Here is a 2,379-nt window from a genome sequence, read left to right on the forward strand (position 1 = left end):
ACCGATGATTCTGTTTCTATGTCTGTTTTCTGGTTTTGATTTATAGTTAGTATTTTTTATTCAAATCACCAATTTCCTGGTGCTTTGAGCGCGGTGGTCCCACGCCTACTCCATCTCGAACTAGGACGTGAAACGCCGCAGCGGCGAAGATACTTGGCGGGTTGCTGCCTGGGAAAATAGCTCAGTGCCAGGGATTTTATTTCAAGAAGGGGAGGGATTTACATATATCCCTCCCCTTCTTTTTTTGTCGATCGCTTTTTTTGCAGAAGCCAAAATTTTGGGTTCTGATTTGACCCAAGAAATAAGGCGTTGCACAGGGAGCATCTCAGATATGCAATAAGTATTTATATTTATAACGATGTCATAAATATAAATGCTTATTGACAAGTGATGAGGGAATAAGAAAAGTAAAACTCAAGGGCAGGAAAAAGATGACACCCGAAGAAAGCAAAAGTCTGCAAGAACACTTACAAGCAGCAGCAATACTACTCAAGAATACAGACAAAGAACAACTAAAAGACTTTGCTAGTATCGAACTAGCAGTAAGAGACCATGTGCTCAAAGAAGTAGCGCCAGATATCGGAAATTTTTTTAAGCAGCAGCGAACCAGCAGTAGGTAGAACAAGAACAATCCAAACAAGTTTCGGAGTATGGCAAGTTAGCGAAAAGCCAAGCCAAAAACTGGGCTTAAAAAAGCGGAGTCCCTTGAGTCCACAACTAGAAGCAAATTGCCTATTGCTGAGTGCCAATGTATCCTAGATCAATCTCAGGGTATTACCATTGGCTCTGGTGCTGTCGAATCTACCATTAAGCAGATTGGGCGGAGAGTTAAAATTACTGGCGCTCAATGGAATCGTAAGAATCTCCCTCAAGTTCTTAAGCATCGCTGCGCTTATCTTAATCTCGCTTTTACCTGAGTGTAATTACTCATCGCATATCTGAGATGCTCCCAACTGCACTTATCGGCGACTAATTAGCTGTAGTTTTTTTATTTGATTCATCTCAATTGTTTTACGGCCAATTGGCTAAACCGGAGGCAAATTGAGATAAGGTCAGCAGTTCAATGCCCGGAGTTTCTCGGCCTAAAATGCGATCGCGATCGGTGTTATATCCCCAGTCCGCTAAATAAAGTTTTACTCCGGTTAAATCAAGTTGTTGTTGCACCGATCGCAAAGTATTCACCCGATCTTCCACAAACCAGACTAGAGGTTCATTAGAGGCTTGACGAATTAATTCCCGGAGAATTTGATGCTTTGGTCGCTGACATTCTTTCCCAAAAATTGCCGTTGCCCCTAAATCAACCCCTTGTTGCTGTAAGAGTTGTTTAACAAACCTCCCCTCTTTGGTGGTAATAATCACCGTTTCAACAGGCGAGGCGATCGCCCATTTCAAAGTATCGACAACTCCCGGATAAAACCGATGCAAACTCAACCAACCGGATAAATCTTCTGCGATCCATTTATCTCTTATTTGGTCTAATGTTTTCGCCAGTTTTGTTTGATTTAAATTCTCTTGTTGCACAATTTCTTGGGCAACGGAATGCCAATCTTCGAGAATCTCAGACTCAGAAACTCCCTGAAGACGCGATCGGATCAACACAGGCATTTCCCAACCCGTTTCAATTACAGGTCGCAACCGGGCAAAACTCGCTGCCAAATCTTCAGGCGGATTCACTTCATCCGGTTGCCATATGTGACAATAAGTCCGCCAAGTGGACTGGAAATATTCCAACATTCCGTCACAAAGGACGCCATCAAAATCAAGGGCGAGAATCGTTGGCAAGGCTTTATAGGTCATAAGCGATATATGGCAAAATTGCAGTATCTTCAATTCTGCCATAGATTCCACCGGCAACAGACATAAGAAAGGGTGGACATCATGCCCACCCTTTCTCAAAAAATCATTACCACCCTGAGAGCAAACGCCTAATTTTTATAGTTTCTAGATTCACTTCTAGATTCACTTCTAGATTCACTTCTAGATTTACTTCTAGCTTTACTAACTGGGGCGAAAGGATTCGAACCTCTGAATGCCTGGACCAAAACCAGGTGCCTTACCACTTGGCGACGCCCCATTGACTTAGCCTTAGTAATAATAACATCGATCTATGGGAATTTGTCAACCCTTTTGGCAAAAATTTTTTTAAATCCATCCCCTGCCTAGGATTCAGGGTAAATCTGCTCCTCTGGATCCAGGGTTTAGATGTACCAGATCCGGGGGCGGCAACGGCAAAACCCTGTACCAGGAAAACCAGCCACACTGGTCGCCCACGGAACTTAAGCAAAATTAAGCAATTTTTTATAATTGGCAGATTCTATTACCGTCAATCAAAAGGATAGACTAATTTTCTAATATTCATCCCCCTGGCAAAAATCGGTG

The 2,379-nt window shown here is 42.7% G+C and carries 2 protein-coding genes, 1 tRNA gene, 1 rRNA gene and 1 pseudogene; 3 read left to right on the forward strand and 2 right to left on the reverse strand.

Annotation, left to right across the window (positions count from 1 at the left end; translation table 11 throughout):
• The first annotated feature begins 75 nt into the window (after nucleotides 1-75).
• From rrf to AM228_RS35465, 3 genes and pseudogenes are all read left to right on the forward strand, one after another.
• Nucleotides 76-193: ribosomal RNA gene (gene rrf / locus AM228_RS19380) — 5S ribosomal RNA — on the forward strand.
• 238 nt (nucleotides 194-431) lie between these two features.
• A complete protein-coding gene (locus AM228_RS35460) occupies nucleotides 432-620 on the forward strand; it encodes a hypothetical protein (RefSeq protein WP_054468308.1) in 189 nt (62 codons plus the stop codon).
• 156 nt (nucleotides 621-776) lie between these two features.
• Nucleotides 777-917, forward strand: a pseudogene (locus AM228_RS35465) (ISKra4 family transposase); the annotation flags it as partial.
• A gap of 94 nt (nucleotides 918-1,011) precedes the next feature.
• On the opposite strand, the gene AM228_RS19390 reads toward AM228_RS35465, so the two are convergent.
• A complete protein-coding gene (locus AM228_RS19390; RefSeq protein ID WP_054468311.1) occupies nucleotides 1,012-1,797 on the reverse strand; it encodes an HAD family hydrolase in 786 nt (261 codons plus the stop codon).
• A gap of 205 nt (nucleotides 1,798-2,002) precedes the next feature.
• Nucleotides 2,003-2,074 (reverse strand) — tRNA-Gln (locus AM228_RS19395).
• Between the last annotated feature and the right edge of the window lie 305 nt (nucleotides 2,075-2,379).

It is taken from the genome of Planktothricoides sp. SR001 (assembly GCF_001276715.1).
GTDB lineage: Bacteria > Cyanobacteriota > Cyanobacteriia > Cyanobacteriales > Laspinemataceae > Planktothricoides > Planktothricoides raciborskii.

Bases quoted from the DNA above. Each gene is read 5' to 3' on its own strand.
- AM228_RS35460 (WP_054468308.1), top strand. From the start codon at position 432: ATGACACCCGAAGAAAGCAAAAGTCTGCAAGAACACTTACAAGCAGCA.
- AM228_RS19390 (WP_054468311.1), bottom strand. From the start codon at position 1,797: ATGACCTATAAAGCCTTGCCAACGATTCTCGCCCTTGATTTTGATGGC.